Here is a 24716-nt window from a genome sequence, read left to right as displayed (position 1 = left end):
AGCTCCCCTCAAAGCACCTTGGCTTCGTTCTTGAGTTTGTCCACGAGCTCGTCGACGGAGCCCACCTTGATGCCGCCCTTGCGCTCGGCCGGCGACTCGACCTTGAGCAGCGTGAGCCGGCTTTCCACCTCGACGCCCAGCTCGGCCGGCGACTTGACGTCGAGCGGCTTCTTCTTGGCCTTCATGATGTCGGGCAGCTTGGCGTAGCGCGGCTCGTTCAAGCGCAGGTCGGTGGTGATCACCGCCGGCAGGGTCAGCTCGACGGTCTGCAGGCCGCCGTCGATCTCGCGCGTGACCTGGACCTTGTCATTCTCCACCACGACCTCGGAGGCGAAGGTGCCCTGGGGCAGGCCGGCCAGGGCGGCGAGCATCTGGCCGGTCTGGTTGTTGTCGGTGTCGATGGCCTGCTTGCCGAGGATCACCAGCCCCGGCTGCTCGGCCTCCACCACCTTGGCCAGCAGCTTGGCCGCGGCCAGCGACTCGACGCGCGCGTCGGTCTCGATGTGCACGGCGCGGTCGGCGCCCAGCGCCAGCGCGGTGCGCAGCTGCTCCTGGGCGGCCTTGGGGCCGACGGTCACGGCGACCACCTCGGTGGCCACGCCTTTTTCCTTCAGCCGTACCGCCTCTTCCACGGCGATCTCGCAGAAGGGGTTCATGGCCATCTTGACGTTGGTGAGATCGACGTCGGAGTGATCCGCCTTGACCCGGATCTTGACGTTGTAGTCGATGACGCGTTTGACCGCGACGAGTACTTTCATGGTGTCCTCGCTTGGTTCGATCGATGAACCTTGGGTTAGGGACTCGTTGACTTCCGCTTCCGTTCAAGAGGCACGTATCGCACACAACCGCTGCGCCAGCGGGCATCGCACTGCGCATGCGAAGTCAACGCGTCCTTGGAACCATCCGGCATGTCGTCTATGCATTCATGCAAGCGTTTGATAGGCGCCAGCCAAAAAAACCCTGTCAATTTGCCATAAGCCAGCCGCCGGCAACAATCCCCTCGCCACCGGCAGACTCGTCTTACATTGCCATCGTAGGGGTATCCTGAGTCGTTTATTATGCCTATCATGGAGAATATCGAGAAGCAAACGACCGTTTAAATTACTTTCGACGTTGGTGGCATCACCCCAGCGCCGGAATCGTGGGAGGAGCGAGCGGATGTCTGAGCAAGTGGAACGTGATTCGATGGATTTCGACGTATTGATCGTCGGGGCCGGTCCCTCGGGGCTGTCAGCAGCCTGCCGCCTGATGCAACAGGCCAACGATGCCGGCCAGGAGCTATCGGTCTGTGTGGTGGAGAAAGGCTCCGAAGTGGGTGCTCATATCCTGTCGGGTGCGGTCTTCGAGCCGCGCGCCCTGCAAGAACTTTTTCCCGATTGGGAGGAGCGCGGCGCACCGCTTACCACGCCTGCCATCCGCGACGAGGTCTATCTGCTCAAGGATGCCGAGAAGGCGCAGAAACTGCCTAACGCTTTGGTACCCAAGAGCATGCACAATACCGGCGGCGACATGAAGCGCTACGTGACCAGCGCCGGCAACCTGTGCCGCTGGCTAGCCGAGCAGGCCGAGGAACTAGGCGTCGAGGTCTTCCCCGGCTTCGCCGCCCAGGAAGTGCTGCACGATGAAGATGGCACCGTGCGCGGCATTCTCATCGGCGATATGGGCGTTGCCGCCGACGGCACGCCCAAGGATAGCTACATGCCGGGGATGGAACTGCGCGCCAAGTACACGCTGTTTGCCGAAGGCTCGCGCGGTCACCTGGGCAAGCGCCTGATCGAGCGGTTCAAGCTCAACGAGGGCAAGGATCCGCAACATTACGGAATCGGCCTCAAGGAGCTGTGGGACGTTCCGGCCGACCAGCATGAGCCAGGCCTGGTGCTGCACGGTTCCGGCTGGCCGTTACCCAAGGACACCCATGGTGGTTGGTTCCTCTACCATGCCGAGAATCAGCAGGTCGTCGTCGGCCTGATCGTGGATCTCGCCTACCAGAACCCGTGGCTGTCGCCGTTCGACGAATTCCAGCGCATGAAGCATCATCCGGTGCTGGCCAAGTACCTGACGGGCGGCAAGCGCGTGGCTTATGGTGCCCGCGCCATCACCAAGGGCGGTCTCAACTGTTTGCCGAAGATAACTTTTCCCGGTGGCTTGCTAATCGGTTGCGATGCCGGCACGCTGAACTTCGCCAAGATCAAGGGGCTGCATACGGCAATGAAATCTGGCCTGCTAGCCGCCGAGACGGTATTCGAGGCCCTTGCCGGCGGCGACGAGGGGGGCCGGGAACTGACCGCCTTCACCGAGAAATGGGAGGCGAGCTGGGCCTATGCCGAGCTCAAGGAGTCCGCCAGCTTCGGCCCGGCGATTCACAAGTACGGTACCGTGGGCGGCGGTGCCTACAACTTCGTCAATCAGTTACTGGGCGGCAAGCTGCCCAACGTTCACGACACCACGCCGGATCACGCGGCGCTCAAGCCAATCAGCCAGTTCGAGAAGATCGACTATCCCAAGCCCGACGGTAAGCTCTCCTTCGACAAGCTCTCCTCGGTGTTCCTGTCGAATACCAATCACGAAGAAGACCAGCCCTGCCACCTGCGGCTGGATGACCCTGAGCTGCCGATTCGTGAGAACCTGCCCAAGTACGCCGAACCGGCGCAGCGTTATTGTCCCGCCGGGGTCTACGAGGTGGTCGAGGATGACGACGGCAAGCCGCGCTTCCAGATCAACTTCCAGAACTGCGTACATTGCAAGACATGCGATATCAAGGACCCGGCCCAGAACATCAACTGGGTGGCGCCGGAGGGTGGCGGCGGGCCCAACTACCCCAACATGTGATCGCGATGCGGCCGGCCCCTCACTTTCCGGGCCGGCGCCTGCCGGTACCTACCGCCCCGACGCCTTATCGTCGTTGCCGGCCGGCGTCGCGTCGACCCGTTCGAGCCAAGGGTGGGCTTCGCCGTCACGCGGGGCTTGAGGTGTGGCAAGGCCAAGGCGATGTACGGTCTCGAGACAATGGCGTACGTCCTCGATGCCGAAGCCGCGTCCGGCCAGGATCTCCCGATAGCTCACGGTATGGAGGTCGGTGTAGCCATTGGAGAAATCGAACGCCTCTTCGTCGCAGACAATGCTGCGATAGGTCGCGTGACGATCGCGGACATGGGCGGGCAGGTCCTCGGCATCGATGGAGAGAAACCAGCGGACTCGCGCTTTTTCGTATTCCAGGAAGCCGGCGGCCTTGCGCTCGTCATGGTAGTGCAGCGAATGATGCTGCAGGTCGCCGAAGATCAAGTGCAGCATATCGAAAAAGTGAATGCCGATCTCCGCCATAACACCGAACGACTTGCGCGGATCGCCCTTCCAGCTGGCCTGGTACCAGGGGCCACGCGCCGTGATATAGGTCAGCTCGACGTCGTATCGCTCCTCGCGGCACTCGGTCAGGATCTTGTCGCGCAGCTCATGAATGGCGGGATGATGACGAAGCTGCATGATGCTGTAGACGCGCCGCCCGGTTTCCGCTTCGATGCCGCGCAGCTCATCGAGCTGGGCCGGCGTCGACACCAGCGGTTTCTCGCAAATCACGTCGCAGCCTAGGTACAAGCCAGCGGTGATATGGGCGCTGTGCAGGTGATTGGGGGAACAGACCACCCAGTAGTCGATCGCCCGATTCTGCTGTCGCCTGAGGCGCCAGGCATGCTCCATGAAATTCTCAAACTCAGTGAAAAAGGCGCAATCGGTCGAGATGGAGTCGATGATGCCGACCGAGTCGTTGATATCGTAGGCGGCGACCAGCGCGTGGCCGGTCTCCTTGATGGCCTGCATGTGACGGGGGGCGATATAACCCGCAGCTCCGATAAGCGCAAAATTCATGTCGGCCTCCTTGGCCTTCCCTATTCCCTACGCTTCCTCCCTGAGCTTAGCGATAGTCGGCACGGAACACATGCATTGTCACCATTTCGTCACCCTTGAGCCACGGGACGCGACGGATCGCGAATCCACTCGCTCCAGGAGCCCGGATAGAGCCTCGGCAGGGAGCGCCCGGCAACGGCATAGGCGAGAATATTGTGGCAGGCGGTCACGCCCGAGCCACAGTAGGCCACGATGGCTTCGGCACGTGGCAGTTCGTCGTCGAGTCTCTCCGGTGGCTTGAAGCGTCCCGTGTCGGTCAGGTTGGCGCCACTCGGCCGACACGTGGCACCGGGGATGTGGCCTGCCACCGGATCGATGGGCTCGACCTCGCCACGAAAGCGTTCCTCGCCGCGAGCATCGACCTTCAACGCTCGCCCCGAGAAGAGTTCGTCGGCGCTGACCAGGGCACTCGCATCATAATGCGGCTGCCATCGGCTGGGCTCGGGTAAAGGCTCGCGCCCCAGCGGCAGCTCACCCCCCACTTCCTGCCAGGCCTGCAGGCCACCATCCAGTACCCGGACATTGGGATGACCTGCCCAGCAGGCAAGCATCCACCAGGCCCGTGCCGCTGCCAACTGACCGCCCATGTCATCCAGAACCACAACGGGCAGCTTCGGAGAGATCCCCAGCCGCTGCAGCGATGCAGTGAAGGCATCGGTAGACGGCAGCGGGTGTCGCCCACCTTCGCCCGGCGAAGCCGCCAAGTCGCGGTCGAGATCGAAATGGAGACTGCCGGGCACGTGACCTGCCTGCCACAATCGCTCTCCGGCTTCAGGCTCACCCAGCCGCGCACGACAATCCAACACGCGAAGAGGGCGCCCTTCCCGTAACTCGGCCGACACCTCTTCGGCCGTGATCAGCACTCGCTTCATCACCGTTCTCCTCCGGCATGTTCACTGACGCTAACCACCGGCAGCAACTCGATCGGTGCTCGGCGGGCAAGCAGCCGACGACGCCCGGCTTGGACAAAGCGCACTTCGATCACCGGATCCGCGGGGTCGCCCTCCACCACCGCCACCTCGCCCTCGCCGAATACCGCATGGCGCAGCCGCTGCCCCGGCTGGTACTCCGCCGCATATCCGGCGGGCGTCTCGGCGATCGCCGCCCTACGCGCCGCTATGGCGATATCATGGCCTACGGCCTGAAGATAGCGCGAGACCAATGCCGGCGCCTCGACCGCCAGGGGAGGCATGTCTGGCTCCACATCCCTCAGCCGTGCGTCAATGTCCCGGCAATCTTCCCAGGCCGTTTCGGCGATGAAGCGGCTGGGTCGATGCTCGCCGCCGCCGTGCAACAGCAGCAAGCGCTCCCTGGCCCGTGTCACTGCCACGTAGAAGAGGCGCCGCTCCTCCTCGAGCCGATGGGGTGTCAGCGGATTGTCACGGCTGTAGTGAGGGAAGTCCTCTTCGTTGACACCGGCAAGGATCACTAATGGCCATTCCAGCCCCTTGGCACCATGCACCGTGGTGATCGTCAGGCCATCGGCGTGATTCTCGACGGGGCGTTCCAGCAGTTCGATGAAGGCATCGATATCATGCACTTCGCCGGCCTGCTCAACCAGTACGTCGAGCAACCGCACATCCTCATCGCCCTTCTCCCGTCTCGCCGCCGCACGCTTGAGTACCTTTTCCGCATCCAGGCTATCGACGACATGCGCCAGCAGTCTCGCCGGCGACCAGTCTCCGAGTCGTGGCAGTTCGCACAATAGCGCCCAGCGTCGCTTGAGATTGCGGCGCTGCATCGGCTTGAGGCCGGCCAGCAGGGGGTCGTGCCGCTCGGGAAAGTGCTGGGTATCGGCCAGCCGTCGAGCCAATGCCACCAGGCGCTCGCGGGCGACGAATGGTGTGGGCTGCTCGAACAAGCGCAGCAGCAAGGCCGGGTCGCGCAGCCCCTGTGGAGCTCGGGCCAGGCGCAGATACCCCGCCAGGGCTTGTACCAGCGGCAGACGAAATACGAAACGATCCTCGCGCGAGAGCCGGAACGGAATGCCGGCTTGCAGCAGCTGTAACTGCACCGGAACCGTTAACGCCCAACTGCGCACCAGCAGACAGGCCTCGCCGAGGCGTCGCCCTCTGCGCTGCCACTCTTCGAGGCTGGCCAGCAGCGCCGCGCCGCCCTGCGCCACGCTGAGCTCGGTGGGAGGATTGCCGGGAGCGGCCAGGCAGAGCTGGTCGGGGCGACGACGATTGGCAGCGATGGCATGGTTGGCCAGCAGCGCCAGCGAGTGGCCATGCCGGAAGGTCGTGGAAAGCGGGTAGTCGGTCGCATCGCCGAAGGTGGCGGAAAAGTGCGCATGCATGGTATCGGGGTGCGCGCCACGCCATTCGTAGATGCATTGGTTGGCGTCGCCCACCGCCATCACGTCGGCATCCCGCCCCGCTAACAGCGCCAGCAGGCGCAACTGCGCCTGGTTGATGTCTTGATATTCGTCGATGATGACATGGTCGAGGTAGCCCTGGACCCGCTGCACCAGTGCGGGGTCGGCTTCCAGCGCCCTGAGCGGTCGGTAGAGCAGATCGGAGTAGGTCATCAGGCCGTGCTCGGCGAGCAGCGATTCGAGCCGTTCGAAGGCCGCCGCGAAGTGTGACGTCTCCTCGCCGAAATCGAGCCGCTCATAGAGCGCCGCCGCCGGTTGCATTTCGGCCTTCACCAGACCGCAGAAATGTGCCAGCGCCTCCAGCGTGTCGGATTCGAGAGCCGTCTCGCATCGCTCGTCGTCGAGAACTTCCACGGTCGCCTGGCGCAACAAGCGCTCCACCTGCCAGTCTGCGGCGATGAGCTGACGCGGCGCCAGCGCTCCCCAGCGGGTCAGGCTCATCGTCAGGCGATGCCCCAGGGAATGGAAGGTGCGCACGTCAGGCAGACGCTGCCCGGCGGATGCTCCCTCGACCAGCCGGCGCTGAAAATCCTCGCGCGCGGAGCGATTGAACATCAGCACCAGGATCCGACTGGCCGGCACGCCACGATCAAGCAGATGCATCACCCGCGCGACGAGCGTGGTGGTCTTGCCGGCCCCTGCCACCGCAGCGACTCGAGCATGGCCGTCGCCATGCTCGATCACAGCGCGTTGCTCGTCGGTCAACTTCACGGTGTCTCGGCCGGCAAGACCCCGAGGGGCTGCCAGACACCGACACTGACAAGCCCAAGCTCGACGAGACCGTTGCTGGTGTCACGCTGCTCGGCGCACTCCACCAGGCGATAGTAGACGTTGCGCCCCAACCGCGCCGACAGACCGAAGCGGATCGGCACCTCAGGGATCTCGTCCCCGTCGGGCATGGCGCTGAGCTGAAAGCGATGCGCCTCGTCGAGCCGCACGCGATCGCCGACATTGGTGATCAGCCACCAGTCCCCTGCCTCGTCCTGCTCGGCGTCGACGCCGACGAAGGGCCGGTCGACGACACGAATACGTTGCTTCTCGGCCGGTGTCACCAGATAGTAGCCGCCATCCTCTTCACGCCGCAGCAGCGTCGACAGCAACCGGACCAGGCGGGGACGCGTCATCTCCCGCCCTTCGTGAAACCAGCGGCCGTCAAGGGTAATTTCCAGATCCATCTCCCCGGCACGTGCCGGATTCCAACGATCCAGCGGGGGAATGGCAGCATCGGGGTCGACATGCTTGAGCAGGGGCTCCAGGTTCATGCTGGTCTCCGCAGGAAGTCCTTTGTCTTACAGGCTAGACCAGGCCGGCCCTGGCGAGGGCTTCGCGGATATCCGCGGAGGGTTCGGGGGCCGCGGCGCGAAACAGGCGATAGAAATTGGCCGTGGTCTGCATGGCGACTTCGTCGACGCTGATGCCACGTACAGCGGCGATGCACTCAGCCACTTCAACGACCCAAGCCGGCTCATTGGGTTTGCCACGATGCGGCACGGGTGCCAGGTAGGGGCTGTCGGTCTCGATCAACAGGCGATCGAGCGGAACGCGGCGGGCCACGTCACGCAGCGCCTCGGCATTGCGAAAGGTGACGATGCCCGACAGCGAAATAGAAAAACCGTGCCGAACCGCTTCGCGCGCCATGTCGAGATCTTCGGTGAAACAATGCAGGACCCCGCCGATCGCCGGGTCGCTGTGTTCGCGGATCAGTTCCAGGGTGTCCTCTCGTGCCTCGCGGGTATGCACGATCACCGGCAGCTCAAGTTCGGTGGCGGCAATCAGCTGCCGACGAAAACGCTCGCACTGCACGTCGCGCGACGGGACGCGCCCGGGCGTCTTGTCCAGATAATGATAGTCGAGGCCGCACTCGCCGATGGCCACCGCACCAGAGTGCTCCGCCACTTGCTTGATCGTCTCGATATCGGGTTCGTGATCCAGCGTCTGCATGGGATGGATGCCGGCGGAGATGGCTACGTCGGCGTGTTCACGGCTCAGCTCGATCAGGGCCGGCACGTCCTCGAGAGTGACGGCAACGGCGAGGAACTGGCGCACGTCACGAGCGCGAGCGGCATCCAACGCAGCGTCGAGGCTGCCGCCGTGCGTGACCGGATCGAGGCGATCGAGATGACAATGGGAGTCGACAAACATGCGGATCGGACTCGTCGTTGAATGGTAAGGAAAGGATACCGAGCAGTGGCTCAAAGGGTATAGGTCGGTGTCCCCTTGTCCAACTGACCGGCCAGCAGGGTCTCGATGCGATCGCGCACGACCTGGTCCTCGGGACTGAAATGAATTCCGATACCCGGCACGCGCCGCCCGGCCACGCCGTCGGGCGAGACCCAGACCACCTGGCCGGTCACCGGCATGCGCTCGCTTTCGCCGGGTAGGGTCAACAATAGATAGACTTCCTGGCCCAGTTCGTAGCGCTCGCGGGTAGGCACGAAGATGCCGCCCCGCTCCAGAAGCGGCATGTAGGCGGAAAGCAGCGTTTGCTCGTCCTGGATTGCCAGCGACAAAGCTTTCTGTGGCGCCATGTGAGTTCCTCCCTTGCCCCGCGTCAGGAACGCAACAGGGCCGACCAGCGTACCAGCCAGGCCTCAAGGACCAGCTGGGGGTTCGGGTTGCCGCCCGTGGCAAGCAGCCGGCGCTGCTCCCGAGCGTAATCCAGCAGCCGGAACCAGTCGCGTACTCGAGCGTTCTTCACCGCCTGCCGATACAGCGGCAGCAGGTCGGGGTTACGCACCCGGGCTCCCTCTCCTGACAACCCCAAGCGGATCAGATCTTCCAGCCAGGCGATACCGTACCACAGGATGGCCTCGACCGATTGGCGATCGAGGCGGGCGGCCTCCGCCACCGGCTCGGCGCCGCGCACCAACGCGTCAAAGGTTTCATGGAGCTGCTTGCGCAGGACACGCGACTCCGGTGAGGCCAACTCCGCTGCCAGTAGTGGCAGCCCACCCGACACCTGCCACCAGAAGTCAGCTTCCTCGTGCCCGCCCAGGCGCTCGGCGAGCCACCCCTGGCTGCGCTCGGCATCGGGCAGTGGCAGGTTCCAGTGCTGGCAGCGCGAGCGGATGGTGGCGAGCATGCGCGACGGCACATCCGCCAACAGCACGAACTGCGTCCGTGCACCCGGCTCCTCCAGGCTCTTCAGCAGCGCATTGCCGGCGGAGACGTTCATGGCCTCGGCAGGCGAGATCACGATGACGCGATGCCCGCCCTGCTGGGCGGTCTGGGCGACGAAGGCGTTGACCTCGCGGATCGGATCGATACGGATCTGGCGCTTGCCCTCTTCCGGCGAGACGCGCAGCAGATCGGGATGATAGCCCGACGCCAGCATATGGCAGCCATGGCAGCGGCCGCATGCCACCTCACCCGGAGAGGTGCACAACAGATAGGCGACCAGTGCTTCGGCGAAGCGTTGCTTGCCCACGCCGTGAGGGCCGGAGAGCAGCAGCGCGTGGGGCAGGCGCCCGGCACGATGCTGGACCAGGAAGCGCTGCCATAACGGGGCCTGCCAGGGCAACGGCCCGACCGGCGACGCGTTCACAACCATGGCGTCACTCGCTCTTCCAGACACGCGGCAAGACGCGCCTGCACGGTCTGAAGCGGGGCATCGGCATCGACGATCGCTACACGTTGGGGGGCCGCAGCAGCTCGCGACAAGTAAGCCTCACGAACCGCCTCGAAGAAGTCGGCCCGCTCCCGCTCGAAGCGATCTCGGTCATCGCCGCTGGCGGCCAGCCGACCCTGCAGGCGGCGCTGGGCCGCCTCGACCGGCATGTCGAGCAGCAGGGTGAGGTCGGGTTCCAGTCCACGCTGCACGAAGCGTTCCAGTTCGGCGATACGCGCCGGTTCGATGCCACGCCCACCACCTTGATAGGCGAAGGTGGCATCGGTGAATCGATCGCATACGACCCAGACCCCCCGCTCCAGCGCGGGGCGGATCTTCCGTGCCAAGTGCTGCGCACGCGCGGCAAAGATCAACAGCAACTCGGCATCGTCGTCGAGTGGCTCGTCGATATCCGGAGCGAGCAGCAGGTCGCGTATCGCCTCGGCCCGGGGTGTGCCACCCGGCTCTCGGGTGCGAATCACCTCGATGCCACGCTCCGTAAGCCAGCGCGTCACCCCGTCGAGGTTGGTCGACTTGCCGACGCCCTCGCCGCCTTCCAGGGTGATGAATCGTCCTCGCCGTTGCATCGAGACTCCTATGCCGGTTGCCCGCTTTTCGGTTAGCGGTTGCGGATGTAGCGGTTCACCGCGTTATTGTGCTCACGAAGGCTACGTGAGAAGTGGTGCGTACCATCGCCCCGTGAGACGAAATAGAGCGTGTCGCCGGGCAGCGGATCGACGGCGGCTTCCAGCGACGCCCGCCCGGGCAAGGCAATGGGCGTCGGCGGCAGCCCGTCGATGGTGTAGGTATTGTAGGGCGTCGCTTCCCGCAGGTCCGCGCGGGTGATGCGCCCCGCATAGCGCTCGCCCATGCCGTAGATCACGGTGGGGTCGGTCTGAAGACGCATGCCCCGCTCGAGCCGGCGCTTGAACACGCCGGCGATCTCGCGGCGCTCCTCAGGGGCCCCCGTCTCGCGCTCGATCAACGAGGCCATGATCAGCGCCTCGTAGGGCGTCTCGAAGGGCAGGTCGTCGCTGCGTTGCTCCCACACTTCCTCGAGGATCCGCTCCATGCGGGTTAGCGCCTGACGCAGGATGTCCACGTCGCTCATACCCTTGTGATAACGGTAGGTATCGGGGAAGAACCAACCCTCGGGATGGCGCCCCTCCCGCTCGAGCAGCGCCATGATTTCCTCGTCGGATAGGTCGCGGGTCCGCTTTTCGAGCTTGGGCGCCGCATCCAGATGGGCGCGCATCTGGCGAAAGGTCCACCCCTCGGGAACGGTCAGGGAATAAGTGACGACACGATCGCTACCCAACAGTTCGAGCAGTTCGAGGCCACTCATGCCGGGCTCGAGCATGTACTCACCGGCACGAAGTCGCGGTATCGATTCCGGCTCGAGCCGGGTCAGGAGACGAAACGCCCATTCATCCTGCAACACACCGCGGTTGGCCAAGTCTGCGACGACCCGATGATACCCCGCACCGCTTGGCACCTCGTAGAGGGTCTCCTCGTCCACCGCGATGGGAGCCTCCAGTCGGCTCTCCCAGTACCGATAGCCGGCGAATGCCGCTATCGCCGTCATCGCCACCAACAACGCCAGAATCTTTACCACACGCAGCATGCGTCTTCCTCGCTCGGCTCTCTTGCGTTCAAACCTCGAAGCTCACCGGGTAGTCGAGCAAAGCATGCGCCTCGACCTGAAGAGCGCGATGCATGTCGCCTATCACCCAGCGCCTGCATGGGGTGCCGTCGGCATCGTCGAGCTGCGCGAGCGGCCAGAGGCCCTGGATCGAGTTGCCAAGCCAAACAGCCTCGGCTTCGATCAGCGCCTCGGGGCCGACGTCGACTTCGGTCAGCGCCAAGCGTTCCAGTAGTGCCTCGCGCAGCGTACCCGCCACCCCACAGCCCTCCAGCCGAGGCGTCTCCAGCCGCCCTCCGCGTTGCCAGAACAGGTTCATGCACGTCGCCTCGATCAACCGACCCCCGCTATCACAGAGCACCCCCTCCGCCACGTCGGGGTCGCTCCACTCGCGACGCGCCAGGACGTTCTCCAGCCGATTGAGATGCTTGATCCCCGCCAGGACGGGCTGAATCGACAGGCGCAGCCGACAATGGCGAGCCCGCACGCCTGCCTGCCAGCGCTGCGGCTGAGGGGTGAACGGGGCTAACTGCCACACCAGGCGTGGTGTCGGTGCCGAAGAAGGCAGGTAGCCGCGCCCGCCGCTGCCGCGAGTGAGGATGAACTTGAGCACATGCAGCCCCGGTCCGGCCTGGAGCGGCAGGCGTTCAAGTTCATTCGCCGGCGGCAAAGGGATGCCCAGCACCCGGCTTCCACGGGAAAGTCGCGCCAAGTGCTCGTCCCAAAGCAGCGCTGCACCGTCGCGTACGAGCACGGTCTCGAACAAACCATCGCCATAGGCAAGGCCGCGATCGTCGAGCGGCACCTGCTGCTCCGGCCTCGCCCGAATCATCACCAATACCGTTCAGCGCAGCCTGGAAAAGACCAGGGTGCCATTGGTGCCGCCGAAGCCGAACGAATTGGACAGCGCTACGTCAATCTTCATTTCGCGGGCATTGTGCGGCACATAATCGAGATCGCAGCCCTCCTGGGGATTGTCCAGGTTGATGGTTGGCGGTGCGACTTGGTCGCGAATCGCCAGGACGCAGAAGACTGCCTCGACGGCTCCCGCCGCACCCAACAAATGACCGATCATCGACTTGGTGGAGCTTACCGCCACGGAAGATGCCGCCTCGCCCAGCACCCTTTTCACCGCACGGGTCTCGGCCAGGTCGCCAGCAGGCGTCGAGGTGCCATGCGCATTGATGTAGTGGATGCCGGATGGATCCAGGCCTGCATCGCGTATGGCATTGCGCATGGACAGTGCCGCCCCGCTGCCGTCCTCGGGCGGCGCGGTCATGTGAAAGGCATCGTCACTCATGCCGAAGCCGGTCAGCTCGGCGTAGATGCGTGCCCCGCGCGCCTTGGCATGCTCGTACTCCTCGAGCACGAGAATACCGGCGCCATCGGAGAGCACGAACCCATCGCGATCGCGATCCCACGGCCGGCTGGCGGCTTGTGGATCGTCGTTACGGGTCGACAGTGCACGTGCGGCCGAGAAACCGCCCAGGCCCAGCGGCGTGGTCGCCATTTCGGCACCGCCGCAAATCATTACGTCGGCGTCACCGTAGGCAATCGTACGCGCGCTATAGCCGATGTTGTGGGTACCGGTGGTGCAGGCAGTGGTAATGGCGATATTGGGACCGCGGAAGCCGTGCTGAATGGCCAAGTTGCCGGAGATCATGTTGATGATCGAACCGGGTACGAAGAACGGCGAGATGCGGCGTGCTCCGCCCTTGTTGAGCGCATTGTGATTGTGCTCGATCATCGGGAGACCCCCGATGCCGGAACCTATGGCGACGCCGATACGCTCGGCGTTCTCTTCGGTACACTCGATACCCGCATCGCTGATGGCCTGCGCGCCCGCCGCTACCCCGTACTGGATGAACAGATCCATCTTGCGCGCATCCTTGGGGTTCAAATACGGACTGATGTCGAAGTCTTTGACCGAGCCTCCGAAGCGCGTGTTGAAGCCGGTGGCATCGAAATGCTCGATAGGGGCGATGCCGCTCTTGCCGGCCAGGATATTCTCCCAGCTCTCCGTGACGGTGTTGCCCACCGGCGTGACCAATCCCAGCCCGGTCACCACAACTCTACGAGCCATCAGTATTCCTCCAGACAACTTGATGACACGGCCCATCCCAGGGGCCGTCGTTGCGCGCATTATACCGGACATACGGGCCGCTTGGGCAGCCGCGCCCCCATGACAACGCAAAAAGCCGCCCTGCGAGTCAGGACGGCTTTCCGTGGGCTTCACAGAGCCCATTCACCTCAGCAAGCGGTGACGACCGCGCCCTTACTGATGGGCGTTGACGTAATCAATGGCTTCCTGAACGGTAGTGATCTTCTCGGCTTCCTCATCGGGAATTTCGGTATCGAATTCCTCTTCGAGCGCCATCACCAGCTCGACGGTATCCAGGGAATCAGCGCCAAGGTCTTCGGTGAAGGAGGAGCTGTTCTGGATGTCCTCTTCCTTGACGTTCAGGCGCTCGGCCACAACCTTCTTCACGCGCTCTTCGATGGTGCTCATTATGACATACTCCAGTCGTTCAAGTTAGCCGTTCAGATGACCAGCCGTTAGGTCCGCAAACTCAAGCTGCGGGGTAGTTTATAGACGCCCCCACGTCGGCGCAACCGCCGACCGGCGGCAGCTTCAACGCATGTTCATGCCACCGTTGACTTGCAGGGTTTCGCCGGTGATGTAGCCGGCGCTCTCCCCTGTCAGGAAGCCGACGGCGGCAGCTATCTCTTCCGGCTCGCCCAAGCGCGCCAGCGGAATCTGGGTCAGAAGCGCCTGATGCTGTTCTTCGGGCAGCGCCTGCGTCATGTCGGTAGCGATGAAGCCCGGCGCCACTGCGTTGACGGTAATGGCCCGCGACGCCACCTCTCGCGCCAGGGCGCGCGTAAAGCCTTCCATGCCCGCCTTGGCGGCAGCATAGTTGGTCTGGCCGAGATTGCCCATGGTCGCCACCACGGAACTGATGCTGACGATGCGTCCGAAGCGTGCCCGGGTCATGCCGCGCAGGCAGGCCTTGGTAACGCGGTAGACGGACTTGAGATTGGTGTCGAGCACCGAATCCCATTCGTCTTCCTTCATGCGCATCAGCAGGTTATCCCGCGTGATGCCGGCATTGTTGACCAGAACGGTCGGCGCACCGAACTCGTCGGTGATCGCCTTGATCAGCGCATCGACGCTAGCCTGATCGGTCACGTCGAGGGCGCGCCCGGCGCCCTCGATACCGTTCGTGCGCAGGTCCTCGTCGATCCGTGCGGCGCCGGATTCCGTGGTCGCGGTACCGACCACCACGCGCCCCTGGCGGCCCAGCTCATGGGCAATGGCGCGACCGATGCCGCGACTGGCGCCGGTGACCAAGGCGATTCTGCGTTCGCTCGTCATAATTCCGTTTCCGCTGGTGTGCTGTTGAGTCTCGGGGGCATGCGTCCCCGCATCGCAATTACTGGCCGGCGGTCTCGCGTGCCAGCTCCAGAGCGGCCTCGAGGCTGTCGGGGTCATTGACCGCCAGCCCCTTGCTGCCTTTGATGGTGCGCTTGCCAAGGCCGGTGAGCACCTTGCCCGGGCCACATTCAATAAACACCTGGGCACCGCCAGCCGACATTGCCTCCATACAGGAAGTCCAGCGTACCGGCTGATAGAGCTGCTCGACCAACCGCGTCCGCAGCGTCTCGACGTCGGCATGCGCCTGGGCGTCGACGTTTTGGTAAACGGTATAGCGAGGCGGACGCATCTCAAGGTCGGCCATCGCCGCCTTGAGTCGCTCCGCAGCAGGCCGCATCAGGGCGCAGTGCGAGGGCACCGACACCGGCAACGGCATGGCACGCTTGGCACCGGCCTCCTGACACAGCGCAATGGCCCGCTCGACGGCAGCCTTGCCGCCGGCAATCACCACCTGCCCCGGGGCATTGTAGTTCACTGCTGCCACGACATCATTTTGCGCGGCCTCGTGACAGACCGTTTCAACGGTGACGTCATCAAGCCCCAGGATGGCCGCCATGCCTCCCTGGCCGAGCGGCACGGCCTCCTGCATCGCTTCGCCGCGCAGCCGCACAAGGCGTACGCCGTCGGCAAATCCCATGACACCGGCGCAGACCATGGCGCTGTATTCGCCGAGGCTGTGTCCGGCCATGGCGCCGGGCCGCGGCCCTTCGAGCTCCTGCCATACGCGCCAAATGGCGACACTTGCCGTCAGCAGCGCCGGTTGCGTGCAGGCAGTCGCATTGAGCGCTTCTTCGGGCCCCTCCTGGACGACCTTCCACAGGTCATAGCCCAGCGCATCGGCTGCCTCCTCGAATGTCGTCCGGACGACGCTGTAGCGCTCCGCCAGCTCCCGCAACATGCCAACTTGCTGGGAGCCCTGTCCGGGAAAGACGAGGGCAAGGGGTTGAGTCATGTCGTTCACCATTACTCTTGTTGAGTTCTGTGCTGGCGAGCGCCCAGCTCGCGAGCGAGACGGGCCGGCAAGTCCCGGCTGACCTCCTGGGCCGCACGCAGCACAGCATAGGAAAAGCCCGTGGCATCGGCACTACCATGGCTCTTGATCACGATACCGTCGAGTCCCAACAGGCTGGCGCCATTGTAGCGCACCGGGTCCAGCTCGCCCTTCAGCCTTCGCAACGCCGGCCTGGCCAACACTCCTACCAGGCGGCTGCTCCAGTGCGACTCGAAAGTTGCCTGCACGCGCTCGATCAACATGCGCGCCAAGCCTTCGCTGGCCTTGAGTACCGCATTGCCGACGAAGCCGTCGCAGACCACCACGTCGGCGGCGCCGGCAAAGATGCCGTCACCCTCGATGAAGCCGCGATAGTTCAACGCCTCCGACTCGCTCAGCCAGGCATCTGCCTCGCGTACCGTGGCGCTGCCCTTGGTCCCCTCGCTACCCACGTTGAGGAGCGCGACCCGAGGAGCGCCCAGCCCATCCACATGGCGTGCCATGATGTCGCCCATGTGGGCGAAATCCACCAGTCGCTCGGCGTCGGCATCGACATTGGCGCCAAGATCCAGCAGATAACAGCGTCCGTCGCCTCGGGTCGGAATGGCGGTGCATATCGCGGGACGCGGTATACCAGCCACCATGCCCAGCTCGCGCCGGGCCAACGCCATCAGGGCACCGGTGTTGCCGGCACTGACCCCGGCCATGGCACCGCCCTCCGCGACATGGGCCAACATGTGCGCCATGCTGGTATCGCCACCTCGCCGCAAGGCATCGGACGGGCGCTGATCCTGACGGATCGTTTCCGGCGCGTGGCGCACGAACAGACGCGAGCCGGCCACGGCAAGGTGCCGCGGCAGGCTCATCAGCTCGGTTTGCAGCTGGTCGCGAGGGCCGAACAGGTCGATGCTCAAGCCAGGCCAGGCCTGCACCGCAGCTGCCGCGCCCTGTACGACAGCGCGAGGCCCCGCGTCTCCGCCCATCGCGTCGATGGCGATCCGCACGGTCACGGGCCGGACGTCATCGACAGCGAATCGGCTCAGGCGTCGACGATCTTACGGCCGCGATAGAAACCATCGGGAGAGACATGGTGACGCAGATGAGTGGTACCGGTTTCCTTGTCCTGGGACAGGGTCGGGGCGCTCAGGGCGTCGTGGCTACGACGCATGCCGCGCTTGGAACGAGTCTTACGGTTCTGTTGAACTGCCATGGTGTCACTCCGAAGTGAGACGATAAAGAATCAGGGTTTGCCCTTGAGGCGACGCAGCACCTCGAAAGGACTGACGCGAGTCGGCTCGGTCGATTCGGCCTCCTCGCCGCTGCTCAGCTGGTCGCGCGAGACGCCGCACTGGGCCTCGTCGTGGTAAACCACCTGGGGGAGGCTGAGGATCAGTTCGTCCTCGACCACCGCCAGCAGGTTCAGCTGTTCGTTTTCCACCAGCACCGGCTCGTGGGTGCTCGGCAGCTCTGCCGCCAGAGCGTCGCTCGTGACCATGCCCAGCAGGAACTCGCTTTCGACATGCTGCGCCAGCGGCTCGAGGCAACGCCGGCAAGGCAGTTGCAGCTCAGCCTCGAGGCGGCCGCGAATCTCGCGCCGCCCTTGGGCATCGACACCGAAACCGAGCCATACGCGGCAATCGCCGGCCTGGCGGCCAACCTGCTCCGCGAGACGCTCGAAGTCCTCGAGTGCCATCAGACCAGCGAGGCTTTCGGAGCGGGCTGCGAGCCGGTAGGGCTCGACCCTGTGGGGAAGTCTTGAGGTCAACATAGGCGCGCAATGATAGGCACTCCCCTTGCCCCTGTCAAAGCCGCCTTGTCAGCGGGTTACAATAGCCTACCGGCTAACGGGCCCGTGCCGTGCCACCGGCCCTCAATCGACCCACAGGAGCGCCCCATGCCTCGCCCGGATTCTCGCCTCGTACTCGCCTCCGGCTCGCGCTGGCGCCGCCAGCTTCTCGATCGCCTTGGCCTGCCCTATGCCTGGGTCAGCCCCGATATCGACGAAACCCCGCATCCCGGCGAGCCCCCCGAATCGCTGGTGCATCGGCTGGCTTTGTCCAAGGCAAACCGCGTGGCAGAGAATCATCCCGACCACCTGGTGATTGGGTCGGATCAGGTCGCAGTGTTCGACGGCGAAGTGCTCGGCAAGCCCGGCGACTCCGCTACGGCCTGCGCCCAATTGATGCGCTTCTCGGGCCGCCGCGTCACCTTTCTTACCGGGCTGGCCCTCATTGATACGCGCAACGGACGCCATCGGGTCTGTCATGAGCGCTACGATGTGGTGTTCCGACAACTCAGCGACGCAGAGATTGGCCACTACGTGCAGCACGAACAGCCGCTCGACAGTGCCGGCAGCTTTCGCATGGAGGGGCTGGGTATCGCCCTGTTCGAAAAGCTCGAAGGGGACGACCCCAACACCCTGATCGGCTTGCCGCTGATCCGGCTGTGCGAACTGCTGCGCGAGGCCGGCCTGGACCCGCTACGACCCTAGACCGGCATATCTCGCGGCGCGCCTTGCGTTGCCAACCGGGACAGAACACATGCCTAACAGGGAAAGGCACTCAATTGATTCCTTTCGACCACAGGCTCAACTGCGTCGCCATGAGCACAATAAGCCAGCCACTTGTGGGCCGCCCTGGGCGGCTTCTTGGATATTAACCTATCGAATATCTCAAGCGCCTCTTCCTCTGTGTGAAAGCCATTCAGCACGGTAGGAAAATGACGGTGGCATGACCTCAGCATTAGCCCTGCTGGCGCCTTTGTCGGCTGTAACTTAATGATGGCGGAGTCATAGCCCAGAGCGGCCATGCATGCGATACGGTGCTGCCCCGTTGAAACGGTTATCAACCATTCGCTCCCGTTGACCATGGCCACCCCCGTCATGGGCTCACACCTATCGGCTCTGAAACCATACGCCCTGATCGAATCGTACAATCGCGTCAAACGACAATACTCGACAGCCAGCTTTCTCGTTTCGACGGGTCCGAATTGGCTCCCCCCAACAAAAGCACCAAATCTTGCCCCTTGTTCTATATCCTCCTTCTGATGAATGCTTTTTATGTAGGAACCATATTCTTCAGGAGACTCCCATGCCCACAGCGGCGGAGCCTCAAGCGCCGATAGCTCATTCAATCTTGAAAAGCTAGGCTGTGACAGCCCCATCAACTCGCTTGCCGAAGCCGGACGAAAGAGCTCATAGAATCGACATAGTGACGATTCCCTCTCCGACATGACGGGGTTTTTCTTGTATTCTTCAAGCGTCTTCAGAAACGGATGCCCACCGCCCGTTTCCAGCGAGAACGCGCCGTACCCGAACGTCACCAGCCGAGACAAGGAAACTTTCACCAGACATGGCTTTCCACGCGCAGCATAGACGGCCTCCAGCGGATGGCCCTTATCCTCAGAAAGGTCGAAAAACTTCGCCTCCGCCACTCTTCTTACTTCCAGCCCAGTTTTCCTGAAAGCTCTTTTTATTATTTTTTTGGTCTTGTTTTTCAACATCGCCCCGTTCTCCTGCGCATAACGACCCTGACACGAATCCGCCTACCCCCATTGTTGTGACGGGTCGTTTTTTATTTAACTTTATTTAGCCAAACCTTTCCCATGCAGGCATAGTGCACACTTCCTGCAGACAGTGTTATCAAAGTCGATCAAGCGTGCTCCGCCATTTGCCGGAACGTTTTGTTCCGCCTCACCAGATCATCGTAGGTACCGCTGTCGATCACGCGCCCGGCGTCCATCATGTAAATACAACCGCAAGATCTGACCGTTGCCAGGCGATGGGCGATCATGATGATGGTTTTCTTTCCGGAGAAGGCATGAATCGCATCCATGACCAGGCGCTCCGTAATGCCGTCCAAGGCACTGGTCGCCTCATCCAGCACCAGGACCTCGGCATCGTCATAGAGCGCACGGGCAATGCCGATACGCTGGCGTTGGCCGCCAGAGAGCTGAATCCCTCGTTCGCCGACTCGAGTCTCCAGACCATGGGGCAAGCGCTCCAGCAGTTCATCCAGATGTGCCATCTGGGTGGCGCTCCAGATCTTCGTGTCATCGATTTGCTCTGCCGGCAGCCCAAAGGCGATATTTTCACGAATACTCGCATCAGCCAGGAAGATGTTTTGCGGCACGAAACCAACACTGTTCTGCCATTCTCGGCGGCGCGCAGAGGTGACGGGATGTCCATCCAATGTGAGCCGGCCCTCTTCAGGCTCGATCAACCCCAGGAGCAGATCGATGGCTGTACTCTTGCCGGAACCGGAGGCCCCCACCAAGCCAATAGTGCCGTTGACAGGAATCGTCAGATTGATGCCTTCGAGCGCAGCCTCCTCCTTGCCCGGGTAGCGAAACGTAACGTTTTCCAGACGGATGGCACGCCGCGGCACCCATTTGTTCGTCTTGTGGCCCGGTTCATCGCACGCTTCCTGACGACTTGCTTCCAGGTCCTCTCTCAGGTTGTTGAAGGAAGCGATATTGCCCCGCACCGTAGCCAGACCTCCGTAGATTTGTTGGCAAGCTGGCAATAGCTTGAAGCCGGCCATGGCATACACGGAAAGAATCGGCAGGATCGTACCAAGATGACCCTCGTGGGTAACCAGCAGATAAAGCACCAGCATGATCACTGCGCCAAAGGCGACAAGTTCCATGAGGTAGCGTGGTGAGTGGCTGAGGGCCTTGGTGATACCTTTGGCGCGCCCCAGCAGGTGGCTGGATTGCTCAAAGCGACGATTGAACTCAGGCTGGCGCGCGAGTAGCAGGGCGTCCTTGATACCACCGAAGCCTTCGTTCATGAGTTTGAAACGCAGGCGGTTGGTTGCGCTGATCATTCTATCGTTATTCATCAACCTTCGTCGCACGACGCGATACAACCCCCAGTAGACCGTCCCAAACAGTATCAGTCCACATACGGCCACCCAGGGGTTGAAAATAAAAACAGCAATGACGACAAACAAGGCCATCACGATCTTGGCATTCATCTGCATCAGCGGGGTAAGCACATTATCGCTGATGCGCCGACACTCTTGTGAAAGCTTGCTGGTAAGCTCGCTACTACTTCCATTGGAATGAAACAGCCAATCCTGGTTCATGTAATGCTTGAACAAACGCGTACTAAGCTCAGCCCCCACCTGCTGAGAGTATAGCGACAATCTCCAAGTGGTAAAAATAGAGATCAGTGAAGCAAGCGTAAGTATCCCCATTACCCCGAGACCCAGCCAGAACAGAAAAACCGTGGAATCCCCAGCCCCCGACAAACGATAGATATCAGCCAATACTCCCTCATCGACAAGATGACTTTCATCCCCCACCACCGCCATAAAAGGACCGATAGCCGCTATACTGGAAAGCTCAGCAAACGCCATCAATACGACAAGCGCTTGCAACGACAGCAGCCGACGGCGCTGCTCGTCGCTTAAAAGCGTGTATAACTTTCTTATACTGGAAAACAGAGAGCAGGAACTTGTATTTCGGTTTTCTAGCGCCACAAAGCCCCCTATAGAATGCGTTACGACCGTTCACATGGCGAACTTTCCGCAACGGACATAGCCCGGTTTCGTTCAGCATTGGCTTCGTTCGCGTCGCCCGCCGGCCTATCGCTCAGTCCCCCGTTTCAGCGGAGGGCTTGGCTACCAATATGTAATCATTTGGTAATGTTTCGTAAACATGAACGAAACCGCGTAAAAGAGGAAGGAGGGTTTTTCTCAGGCGGCAGAGCTGAGGTTCCCCAACCGCTGAATGGCCTCACGTAGCCTTTGCTGCTAAGGGAGCGGAGAGATAACCGCTAGCGCCGACGCTGGAAGCCGGGTTGTTCCCAGGCTTCCAGCTCAGCTCCAGGGTACTCTTAGGGTAATTGATAGCGGACCGGGGAACGGCTGGAGGATACGCCCATCCACTCCGCAGCGACTCGCCCGAACTGCCGTGAAAGCCGCTCGAAGGGATCCAGGCGTGGGGTATAGTCGTGCAGCCGCAGTTCGCCAAACAGGTCGCGAGAGAGTTCGTCGAGACTGCCGATACCATCGATCAGCCCCAGTTCCAGGGCCTGTTCTCCGCTCCAGATCAATCCCGTGAAGAGCGCTTCGTCATCGGCCAGGCGTTCACCGCGCCCGTGGCGCACGGACTCGATGAATTGGTGATGCGTCGTGTCCATGACCGTCTGCCAGAACTGCCGCTCCTCCGGCGCCACCTCCGAGAAAGGATCGAGAAAGCCCTTGTTCTCGCCACTGACGTAGATGCGACGCTCGATGCCGAGACGGTCGATCGCCTCCTCGAAGCCGAAACTGGCGAAGATGACGCCGATGGAGCCCACTAGACTGGCTGGCGCCGCTACGATCTCGTCAGCCGCCGCCGCCATGTAGTAGGCCCCACTGGCACCGACATCTTCGATGACCGCGATGATCGGCTTGTCGCCCTCCTCCCGCAGTCTCATTATTTCGTTGTAGACGCGCTGGGATTGCACCGGGCTGCCCCCGGGGCTGTCGATGTGCAGCACCACGGCCGCTGCCCTATTGGATTCCCACGCACGGTTCAGGCCGGTGATGATGCGCTCGGCGCTCGCCGGAGATTCGCCATCGATCACACCACGCACCTCGACCACACCCAGATGCGGCTGCTCCGGTTCCTGCGTCATCGGCACGCCGAAGATCCCATAAAAGGAAATCAGCAACAGGCCCAATAGCAGCAGGACATAAGCAAAGCGGAAAAACAGCTTCCAGCGTCGCGAGCGACGCTGCTCGACCAGCACTCCACCTATCCAGCGGTCCAGTGTTTCCTGTTGAGCCAGCCGCTGCCGCTCGCGCAGGATCTCCGCACTCTCCGACTCCGATGGCGAGTCCTGCTCCCGCGCCTGCTCGGGAGTCAGCTCCGGTCCTTCGGTCCAGCGGTCTTCACGCTTGTCGTCGCTCATGGGCTCGCCTTCCTTATGTCGCCGCTAACGATTCAGCCAGTCGAACAGTTCCTCGACCGCCCCGGCAGTATAGACGGGGCGGCACGCGGCCAGTCGCTCGGGAGCATGCACACCCCAGGTCACCGCGACGCGATCCATTCCCAGTGCACGCGCCATCTCAAGATCGTATTCGGTATCGCCCACCATGACCGCCTCTTCGATCGGTACGTCCAGCTCGATCAGCAGCTCCTCGAGCATCTGGGGGTGTGGCTTGGAGCGGGTCTCGTCGGCGGTACGGCTGGCATGGAACCAGCCGCCGCTGCCGCTCTCGCGAAAGATGCGGTCAAGCCCACGACGACTCTTGCCGGTAGCTACCGCCAGACGGCGCTCGTCATGCTCGCGCAACGTCGCGATACCCGCCTCCACTCCGGAAAAGAACGGCATCGGAGCGCGACTCCCTTCTACGAAATGATAGGCATAACGTCTACGCAACAGTTCGAAGCGCTCGGCGTCGATACCCGGGCACAATCGATCTATCGCTTCGGGCAGCCCCAGGCCGATGATGTCGCGCACGGCGGCCTCCTCGAGGTGCCCCCATCCGGCTTCGAGCGCTGCCGCCTGCATGCAGGCCACGATGCGTGCTACGGAATCCATCAGGGTCCCGTCCCAGTCGAAGATCACCAGTCGGTAACGCATCGCGGCTCCATAAAGGTTTGAGATAACCATTCAGGTCGAGGCACGAGCACCGGCCAGCACCGCCTCGAGTTCAGCAGGCAGGGGGGCTCGGATCTGCACCGGCCGGCCGCTATCGGGTTCGGGAAACGTCAATGAAGCGGCATGCAGAAAGAGTCGCGACAGCCCCAAGGTACGCGTCAGCGCCTCGCCCTCTCGTGAACCGTACTTGTCGTCACCCAACAACGGGTGGCCCGCGTGGGCGGCATGCACCCGGATCTGGTGAGTGCGCCCGGTCACGGGCTCGGCTTCGATCAGTGTCGCCTTGGGGAGGGCCTCGCGCACGGCGAACCGGGTCCGCGCCACCTTGCCGGCGGTATCCACCCGCACTCGGCGCTCCCCGTTGCCGGCGTCGAACCGCTCCAGGCGCGCGCTCACGAATTCACGCCGTGCCGGCCAGCGCCCTGCTACCAGAGCCAGATAACGCTTGTCCATCTGGTGCCGCTTGAGCGAATCATTCAGGGTCAGCAGCGCCGGCCGCGACTTGGCCAGTAGCAAGCAGCCCGAAGTGTCGCGATCCAACCGGTGCACCAGCTCAAGAAAGTCGAGATCCTCGCGCACTTGTCGCAGCGCCTCGATCAGCCCAATCTTGACGCCACTGCCACCGTGCACGGGAAGCCCGGCCGGCTTGTTCAGCACCAGCCAGCCCGGCCCTTCCACCAGCACGCTACCCGCCAGTAGATTGCGCAGTCCATCACTGACGTGCCTGACTGCCTCGCGCGGGGCGAGCTTCAGCGGTGGGATACGCACCAAGTCCCCCACCTGAAGGCGATAGTCTGCCTTGATCCGTTTCTTGTTCACCCGCACCTCGCCCTTGCGCACGATGCGGTAGACCAGCGTTCGCGGCACGCCTTTCAGGCGCGTGATGAGGAAGTTATCGATCCGCTGCCCCGCCTGGCCCTCGCCCACTTCCAACCACTGTACGTCGCGACCTTCGGCCATCTCATTCCTGCTGGAAAACCTGTTGTGGGCCAGCATTCTAACGTACTCGGCGCCGCACTGCGCCAATTGCTGCGCCTTGGCAATACTGCTATATTGCCAGCTCGCTCGGATGGATCCCTTCGGTCCCATGGCGCCTGCCCGACAGACACGCAGGCCGGAGCGACGAAATCGGGCCGCGACGATCCTTGTACTCGTATCGGGATCCCGCC

Annotated in this window: 25 protein-coding genes; 2 read left to right on the top strand and 23 right to left on the bottom strand. The window is 62.9% G+C overall.

What is annotated here, in order from left to right; all coding sequences use genetic code 11:
• Window positions 1–8: 8 nt before the first annotated feature.
• Window positions 9–758: an electron transfer flavoprotein subunit beta/FixA family protein gene (locus F0A17_RS15135; RefSeq protein ID WP_149329164.1), complete on the bottom strand. Its 750-nt coding sequence runs from the start codon at window positions 756–758 to the stop codon at window positions 9–11.
• 400 nt (window positions 759–1158) lie between these two features.
• Between F0A17_RS15135 and F0A17_RS15130 the strand changes: the two genes are divergently transcribed.
• Window positions 1159–2829 (top strand): electron transfer flavoprotein-ubiquinone oxidoreductase, encoded by a 1671-nt coding sequence (locus tag F0A17_RS15130; RefSeq protein ID WP_149329163.1) that lies wholly within the window; start codon window positions 1159–1161, stop codon window positions 2827–2829.
• Window positions 2830–2877: 48 nt separating this feature from the next.
• On the opposite strand, the gene F0A17_RS15125 is transcribed toward F0A17_RS15130, so the two are convergent.
• The 17 genes from F0A17_RS15125 to F0A17_RS15045 form a co-directional block, all read right to left on the bottom strand.
• Window positions 2878–3861, bottom strand: coding sequence for a Gfo/Idh/MocA family oxidoreductase (locus tag F0A17_RS15125; RefSeq protein ID WP_149329162.1), 984 nt, complete (start codon window positions 3859–3861; stop codon window positions 2878–2880).
• Window positions 3862–3950: 89 nt separating this feature from the next.
• Window positions 3951–4772, bottom strand: coding sequence for a sulfurtransferase (locus F0A17_RS15120; RefSeq protein WP_149329161.1), 822 nt, complete (start codon window positions 4770–4772; stop codon window positions 3951–3953).
• The gene (locus F0A17_RS15115; RefSeq protein WP_149329160.1) at window positions 4772–6988 is read right to left on the bottom strand and encodes an ATP-dependent helicase; all 2217 of its coding nucleotides are present in this window, start codon (window positions 6986–6988) and stop codon (window positions 4772–4774) included. The genes F0A17_RS15120 and F0A17_RS15115 overlap by 1 nt, the downstream gene beginning before the upstream one ends.
• Window positions 6985–7539: a DUF1285 domain-containing protein gene (locus tag F0A17_RS15110; protein ID WP_149329159.1), complete on the bottom strand. Its 555-nt coding sequence runs from the start codon at window positions 7537–7539 to the stop codon at window positions 6985–6987. Before F0A17_RS15110 ends, F0A17_RS15115 begins: the two co-directional genes overlap by 4 nt.
• Before the next feature lie 34 nt (window positions 7540–7573).
• The gene (locus F0A17_RS15105; RefSeq protein WP_149329158.1) at window positions 7574–8419 is read right to left on the bottom strand and encodes a TatD family hydrolase; all 846 of its coding nucleotides are present in this window, start codon (window positions 8417–8419) and stop codon (window positions 7574–7576) included.
• Window positions 8420–8469: 50 nt separating this feature from the next.
• On the bottom strand, window positions 8470–8805 hold the full coding sequence (locus F0A17_RS15100; RefSeq protein ID WP_149329157.1) for a PilZ domain-containing protein: 336 nt from the start codon (window positions 8803–8805) through the stop codon (window positions 8470–8472).
• Between the two features lie 23 nt (window positions 8806–8828).
• A complete protein-coding gene (locus tag F0A17_RS15095; protein WP_149329156.1) occupies window positions 8829–9827 on the bottom strand; it encodes a DNA polymerase III subunit delta' in 999 nt (332 codons plus the stop codon).
• Window positions 9818–10471 carry a dTMP kinase gene (gene tmk / locus F0A17_RS15090; protein WP_149329155.1) on the bottom strand — a complete coding sequence of 218 codons (654 nt, stop codon included), beginning with the start codon at window positions 10469–10471 and terminating at the stop codon, window positions 9818–9820. Before tmk ends, F0A17_RS15095 begins: the two co-directional genes overlap by 10 nt.
• Before the next feature lie 32 nt (window positions 10472–10503).
• Entirely contained in the window at window positions 10504–11508 is a 1005-nt protein-coding gene (gene mltG, locus F0A17_RS15085) for an endolytic transglycosylase MltG (RefSeq protein WP_149329154.1), read from the bottom strand.
• A gap of 28 nt (window positions 11509–11536) precedes the next feature.
• A complete protein-coding gene (pabC, locus tag F0A17_RS15080; RefSeq protein WP_149329153.1) occupies window positions 11537–12358 on the bottom strand; it encodes an aminodeoxychorismate lyase in 822 nt (273 codons plus the stop codon).
• A 12-nt stretch (window positions 12359–12370) separates the two neighbouring features.
• The gene (gene fabF / locus F0A17_RS15075) at window positions 12371–13612 is read right to left on the bottom strand and encodes a beta-ketoacyl-ACP synthase II (RefSeq protein WP_422671008.1); all 1242 of its coding nucleotides are present in this window, start codon (window positions 13610–13612) and stop codon (window positions 12371–12373) included.
• A gap of 189 nt (window positions 13613–13801) precedes the next feature.
• Entirely contained in the window at window positions 13802–14035 is a 234-nt protein-coding gene (acpP, locus tag F0A17_RS15070; RefSeq protein WP_008956801.1) for an acyl carrier protein, read from the bottom strand.
• A gap of 123 nt (window positions 14036–14158) precedes the next feature.
• Window positions 14159–14902: a 3-oxoacyl-ACP reductase FabG gene (gene fabG, locus F0A17_RS15065; protein WP_149329151.1), complete on the bottom strand. Its 744-nt coding sequence runs from the start codon at window positions 14900–14902 to the stop codon at window positions 14159–14161.
• A gap of 58 nt (window positions 14903–14960) precedes the next feature.
• Window positions 14961–15914 carry an ACP S-malonyltransferase gene (gene fabD, locus F0A17_RS15060; protein WP_149329150.1) on the bottom strand — a complete coding sequence of 318 codons (954 nt, stop codon included), beginning with the start codon at window positions 15912–15914 and terminating at the stop codon, window positions 14961–14963.
• Between the two features lie 11 nt (window positions 15915–15925).
• A complete protein-coding gene (plsX, locus tag F0A17_RS15055) occupies window positions 15926–16957 on the bottom strand; it encodes a phosphate acyltransferase PlsX (protein WP_149329255.1) in 1032 nt (343 codons plus the stop codon).
• 35 nt (window positions 16958–16992) lie between these two features.
• Window positions 16993–17163 (bottom strand): 50S ribosomal protein L32, encoded by a 171-nt coding sequence (rpmF, locus tag F0A17_RS15050; protein ID WP_102588615.1) that lies wholly within the window; start codon window positions 17161–17163, stop codon window positions 16993–16995.
• A gap of 30 nt (window positions 17164–17193) precedes the next feature.
• Window positions 17194–17721 (bottom strand): YceD family protein, encoded by a 528-nt coding sequence (locus tag F0A17_RS15045; RefSeq protein ID WP_149329149.1) that lies wholly within the window; start codon window positions 17719–17721, stop codon window positions 17194–17196.
• A 126-nt stretch (window positions 17722–17847) separates the two neighbouring features.
• Here F0A17_RS15045 and F0A17_RS15040 point away from each other — a divergent pair, with 126 nt between their 5' ends.
• The gene (locus F0A17_RS15040) at window positions 17848–18444 is read left to right on the top strand and encodes a Maf family protein (RefSeq protein WP_149329148.1); all 597 of its coding nucleotides are present in this window, start codon (window positions 17848–17850) and stop codon (window positions 18442–18444) included.
• Window positions 18445–18497: 53 nt separating this feature from the next.
• Here F0A17_RS15040 and F0A17_RS15035 read toward each other — a convergent pair whose 3' ends face one another.
• The 5 genes from F0A17_RS15035 to F0A17_RS15015 all read right to left on the bottom strand — a co-directional run bounded on the left by F0A17_RS15035 (window position 18498) and on the right by F0A17_RS15015 (window position 24507).
• The gene (locus tag F0A17_RS15035) at window positions 18498–19454 is read right to left on the bottom strand and encodes a hypothetical protein (RefSeq protein WP_149329147.1); all 957 of its coding nucleotides are present in this window, start codon (window positions 19452–19454) and stop codon (window positions 18498–18500) included.
• A 149-nt stretch (window positions 19455–19603) separates the two neighbouring features.
• On the bottom strand, window positions 19604–21436 hold the full coding sequence (locus tag F0A17_RS15030) for an ABC transporter ATP-binding protein (RefSeq protein ID WP_228716919.1): 1833 nt from the start codon (window positions 21434–21436) through the stop codon (window positions 19604–19606).
• Window positions 21437–21792: 356 nt separating this feature from the next.
• Window positions 21793–22854 (bottom strand): signal peptide peptidase SppA, encoded by a 1062-nt coding sequence (gene sppA, locus F0A17_RS15025; protein WP_149329146.1) that lies wholly within the window; start codon window positions 22852–22854, stop codon window positions 21793–21795.
• A gap of 24 nt (window positions 22855–22878) precedes the next feature.
• The gene (locus tag F0A17_RS15020; protein ID WP_149329145.1) at window positions 22879–23529 is read right to left on the bottom strand and encodes an HAD family hydrolase; all 651 of its coding nucleotides are present in this window, start codon (window positions 23527–23529) and stop codon (window positions 22879–22881) included.
• 30 nt (window positions 23530–23559) lie between these two features.
• Complete coding sequence (locus tag F0A17_RS15015) at window positions 23560–24507, bottom strand: RluA family pseudouridine synthase (protein ID WP_149329144.1); 948 nt, start codon at window positions 24505–24507, stop codon at window positions 23560–23562.
• Window positions 24508–24716: the final 209 nt, after the last annotated feature.

The sequence above is a fragment of the Billgrantia pellis genome, from assembly GCF_008297955.1.
Classification (GTDB): domain Bacteria; phylum Pseudomonadota; class Gammaproteobacteria; order Pseudomonadales; family Halomonadaceae; genus Halomonas; species Halomonas pellis.
Note: the sequence above shows the minus strand (reverse complement) of the source record. Positions and strands in the feature narration are given on the sequence as shown.